Annotated in this window: 7 protein-coding genes; 1 reads left to right on the forward strand and 6 read right to left on the reverse strand. The window is 38.6% G+C overall.

Annotated elements, in window-relative coordinates; all coding sequences use genetic code 11:
* From queC to ABZA26_RS07740, 6 genes are all read right to left on the reverse strand, one after another.
* Positions 1–644 (reverse strand): 7-cyano-7-deazaguanine synthase QueC (gene queC, locus ABZA26_RS07715; RefSeq protein ID WP_372713941.1); only part of this gene is annotated, 644 nt, incomplete at its 3' end.
* A gap of 13 nt (positions 645–657) precedes the next feature.
* Positions 658–1,251, reverse strand: a complete 594-nt coding sequence (gene folE / locus ABZA26_RS07720; RefSeq protein WP_319201132.1) for a GTP cyclohydrolase I FolE — start codon at positions 1,249–1,251, stop codon at positions 658–660.
* Positions 1,251–1,919 (reverse strand): putative 7-carboxy-7-deazaguanine synthase QueE, encoded by a 669-nt coding sequence (queE, locus tag ABZA26_RS07725; protein ID WP_372713942.1) that lies wholly within the window; start codon positions 1,917–1,919, stop codon positions 1,251–1,253. Before queE ends, folE begins: the two co-directional genes overlap by 1 nt.
* 1 nt (position 1,920) lies before the next feature.
* Complete coding sequence (gene queD / locus ABZA26_RS07730) at positions 1,921–2,349, reverse strand: 6-carboxytetrahydropterin synthase QueD (RefSeq protein ID WP_372713943.1); 429 nt, start codon at positions 2,347–2,349, stop codon at positions 1,921–1,923.
* An 11-nt stretch (positions 2,350–2,360) separates the two neighbouring features.
* Entirely contained in the window at positions 2,361–3,125 is a 765-nt protein-coding gene (locus ABZA26_RS07735) for an acyl-CoA dehydratase activase (protein ID WP_372713944.1), read from the reverse strand.
* A complete protein-coding gene (locus ABZA26_RS07740) occupies positions 3,122–4,129 on the reverse strand; it encodes a 2-hydroxyacyl-CoA dehydratase family protein (protein WP_372713945.1) in 1,008 nt (335 codons plus the stop codon). Before ABZA26_RS07740 ends, ABZA26_RS07735 begins: the two co-directional genes overlap by 4 nt.
* 555 nt (positions 4,130–4,684) lie before the next feature.
* On the opposite strand from ABZA26_RS07740, the gene ABZA26_RS07745 reads away from it, so the two are divergent.
* Positions 4,685–4,867, forward strand: a 183-nt coding sequence (locus tag ABZA26_RS07745) for a 4Fe-4S binding protein (protein WP_372713946.1), incomplete at its 3' end; no start/stop codon positions are given.

The raw sequence follows: 4,867 nt of genomic DNA on the forward strand, positions 1-4,867 counted from the left end.
ACATATCCGTTTTTTCTCAGTTTACAGGCAGGACATTCTCCGCATCCGTTTCCGATTATTCCGTTGTAGCAGGTGAGGGTCTCGTTTTTTATTATATCAAGGACTCCCAGATCATCTGCCATCTTCCATGTCTCAGCCTTGTCTAGCCACATAAGAGGCGTCTCCACTACAAACTGATAGTCCATAGCCAGGCTTAGGGTTGTGTTGATGGACTTTATAAAGATATCTCTGCAGTCCGGATAGCCGCTGAAGTCACTTTGGGACACACCTGTAATTACACGGTTGATATTTCTCTGCTTGGCGAATATAGAGGCAAAAGTCAGAAAAATCATATTTCTTCCGTCTACAAATGTATTTGGAAGTCCGTCTTTGGGAGCATCCTTGTCCACTTTGATATCTGTCCTTGTAAGTGCATTGGGAGCCAGCTGGCTTAGAAGTCCCATATCCAGGATATGGTGTTCCACTTCATATTTTTTACATATGTCCTGAGCACACAGGAGTTCCAGTTCATGCTTCTGTCCATAATTAAATGATAAGGCTATAACCTCTTTGAATTTTTTCTTTGCCCAAAACAGAAGAGTAGTACTGTCCTGCCCTCCGCTAAAAACTACGACGCATCTCTCTTTATCTATTATATTCTGCATCAACAATTTCCTCCTATGATCTGTAAAGTTCCATAAGTCTGCTATAAAGTGCTTCTTCTGATTTAAATCTTCCTCTGAGGGTGGTAGTGATAGTTTTGGTTCCTGGTTTTTTTATTCCTCTGGTAGTCATGCAACCATGTTCACCCTTTATGATTACAGCGACGTCATCGCTTTGGGTCACTTTTTGAATTATCTCTGCTATATCTTTACCTATTCTTTCCTGAAGCTGAGGCCTTCTGGAAACCATATCTGCTATTCTGGCTATTTTGCTGAGTCCGATTACCTTTTCCTTTGGGATGTATGCCACAGCTACAGTCATGTTGTACATGAGTGAAAGATGGTGCTCACAGTGAGAAAAGATATCGATATCCTTCATGAGAACCATATCACTCCCTGGCTCTGTGTAAATATCCTCTTCGTCAAAAGTAACCCCGTACATCTCTGCTATATCGTCATTTGTATAGGCAAGACCCAAAAATATTTCGGCGTACATATTTGCTACTCTTTTGGGAGTGTCGATAAGTCCTGGTCTGTCAGGATTGTCTCCTAAGGCTTCTAATATTCCTCTTATGTGTTCCTCTATTTTTTTCTTATCTATTTTTTTCATTATACACCTCTCTCTTCTGGGCTCCATATGATTTTATGAAGCTGTATTTGCAGCCTCACCCTGTTCATTTTATTTGCCTTCATAAACTCTACAATGACTTCTGGGTTTATATCTCCATATATTGGACTAAAAAACAGATTACATGTCTCTGTCAGATGAAAATTATCAATTATTTCTTTGGCCTTAAAAAGATCCTGCTCACTTCCAACTACAAATTTCACTGTGTCGTATTCTGTGAGGGTATCAAAATTATCCATGAGCATACTGTCTTCCATTTGGCTTGAAGCTCCCTTATAGTCCATGGTGAAAGATAATCTTTTTCCGTGATCTTTTCTGAAATTCTCTATGGCCACGCTGCCGTTTGTTTCAACCTCTATACAGAGGTCTTCATCCTCCATGAGAAAATCAATAAGCTCCCCTATACCATCTTGAATAAGCGGCTCTCCCCCGGTTAGGGTTATATTCTCCACTCCTGTACCTTTTATATAATCATAAATCTCTTCCTTGCTCATAGGTTTGAAAGATACATCAGCCTCATTTGCCCACATGGTATCACAGTAGCTGCATCTCAGATTGCATCCTGCAAGCCTTATAAATACCGCCAGTTCTCCGGATTTTTTACCTTCACCGTTTATACTGACAAATGTCTCCACAACTTTATAATTCATCCTATACTCCCTGCCTTTCGTATATTGCACAGTTGGTAGGAGTTTCATAAACATATATTCTTTTTACTCTGTATCCTGTACTTTCCAGTTCTTCATAGAATTTTTTTGCAAATCTTTCTGCCGTTGGTCTGAAATCTACCTCTATAATATTGAAACCGTCTTCCTTTAAGAATGTAAGAGTTTCTTTTCTCATGGAATCCGTTTCTATAATGAGAGAGTGGTCATAATAATCCACCATTTTTTTTATATCTCTTTTTAGGTCACCGAAATCCACTACCATGTCTCTCAACTGTCCTTCAAGAAAAAGATTTTCTCCCTCTACCTCAGCTACGACTCTCCATCTGTGACCGTGGATATTGGAGCATTTACCGTCGTATCCTTGTAGAAAATGAGCACTGTCAAAATGGTGCTCTGCTGTCAATATATACATCTGTTCCTCCGTTATTTTTTCATATGGTTGTGTGCAAAATAGCAGCACCCTATGGCTCCGTTGAACTGAGGGTCATCTACCTCTGTTATTTTATCATAGTCATTTTTCAGATAATTTTTAATGGCTTCATTCTGAGCCACCCCGCCTGTGACCACAAGGTTTCTACCACGAAACTTTGTGAGCATGGGTTTTAGTCTCCTGTACATAGAGTGATTTACACCGGCACAGAGTCTTTCTAGAGATACCCCTTCAGCGATACACCCTATGAGTTCAGACTCGGAAAAAACTGCGCAGGTTGAGTTTAATTCCACAGGATTTTCATGGTGTCTTGATAACTCCTCTAAGGGAGTTTCCAGTACTGCACACATATTTTCCAGATATCTTCCGCATGAAGCGGCACATTTGTCGTTTAGGTCAAGGTCAGTGGATATCCCCTTTTCCACCCTGACTACCTTGACGTCCTGTCCTCCTATATCCAGAAGGATAAAGTCCTTCAGACCACTCTGGAAGGAGGCTCCGTAGACATGTGCTTTTATTTCGTTTATAGGGGTGAACGTTTCCAGGTCTGTGTTGTTACGGCCGTACCCAGTTGATACCGCCCTGTCCACTTTGTCTATTCCCAGTTTTTCAAGGTCTACCTGGATTTTTCCGTCGTAAGTGCAGTAGTCTCTGTAAAATGATACTGTACTCACTTTGAGTTTTTTCAAAAGTCTCATGTCTTCCATGATGACTATTTTTACCTCTCTGCTTCCTAAATCTATACCTACAACCTTCACTTTTTTCCTCCGTCAATCTTCAAATCTAAAAGCATATCAAGGAATGCCTCCAGACGAAGTTTTGTCCTGGCATCTAGTATGTTGAGCTTGTCTCCCTCTATATTCATCACAGGGATATCAAGTCTTTCCTTCAAGATGATGTCCTCTATTGCCCTGTGGCAAAATGCCTGGGTATAGTGAATTATTCCGTCGAGTTTTCTGAGTCTCACCTGCTCCAAAATATCCTTCAGTCTGTATTCGATATCATAGGGATAGGTGTAGTCATAATATTGTTCAAAGATGTTTTCCGCCTGTAATGCTCTGGGAAACGCAAATTCCCTCTGAACTTCATTATATACAAACCTGGCATCAAATTTTTCTACAAAATGATGAAGGTCTCCCTGCATAGGAGGTACTCCCAGGTATCCCAGCCTGAGTTTTTTCGGGTTTTTTTCTCTTTTTTCTATTTCCGATATTTTATCTTTCAGAAAAACCCCGTATTTTTCCATATCTCCGTCAAAATCACTGAGACAAAGCTGTAAAATATGGTTTTCAAAGCCATCGGCTTTTTCCTCAAGATAGGTCATCTCATCCAGTTTTATGGCATCTTTTCTAAGGATATTTATATTTTTTCTTACCTTTTCCACTTCTTCTGAAGAGACCCCGAAAAGGTCCATAAATTTACTTATCTCTCTTTTTACAGACTCTCTGGTGTGAGAATGTGGGAATGCAAAGGGATGTCCTTTTACCCCTTTACTCTTCAACACTTCTAAAAGGACCTTTGTATTTGAGCAGTCTCCCTCTGTTACCCCGATTATCTCGGTGATGTTGTTTTCCAGGCACGCACCGTAAATACCCTTTATCCAGGCACACATACTCTTTGGAAAACCGTCTTTTTCTGCTATATCTATATATTTATTGTAATCTGCAGAAGTGATAAAAAGATTGTTTAGGTCTATAGGGGTATACCCTGCAGCCATAAGAACTTCTACAGGCACTGTTGTTGTTATTCCTATTTTCTTCATGTGACTCCTTTCTGTGGAAAATAAAAAAAGGCAGAAAATTCTGCCCTAGACAAACGAAAACTTAGTTCTTGAGATTTCTCAAAAACTTAGCCCTAGTTTTGTTTAGAGACAGGATGGTACAAATAAACTGTCTTTTATCTTGATTTTATGGCTTATTATATCACGTTTTCTGATAAATATGAAGTGGGAAAAATCCTCAGTTTCATTAAAAAATAAGATGCATCTTTCCCTAAAATTCAATCCAGGATTTTTTTATGCTGCTCTACTGGACACACTACCAATATTTTTTATCTTTTTTTTATAAATTTAACAACTATACATACTGTGAGATTGCTATTTCTTAAAATTATTCATGCCATAGAGCTGACATAGGTGTGACATAAACTTGACATAGAGATGCCGTAAATTGTTAATAGAATTGCTTAAACAGGTTGTTTGTTGGATATCCTTAAAGATAAGTATCCAGAAATTTTTATCAGCTTTTCACATTCTCTGCATAACACAATTCTAAACAAAAGACCATTAGAACTTTAAAAATATGAAAGGAATAAAATTATGAAAAAAATTCAGGATTGCCGATTTTCAGTTCAGCTTTTATGCTTAATTTTAACAGCACTATCATTTTCCATAAGTTTTAAATTTACACTTTTATTAATTCTGACTCTCACATTTTTTACAGGGGTATTCTACTGTGGTTGGATATGTCCATTTGGGTTTATACAGGATTCCTTTGATCAT

This window comes from Ilyobacter sp., assembly GCF_041583315.1.
Taxonomy (GTDB): domain Bacteria; phylum Fusobacteriota; class Fusobacteriia; order Fusobacteriales; family Fusobacteriaceae; genus Ilyobacter.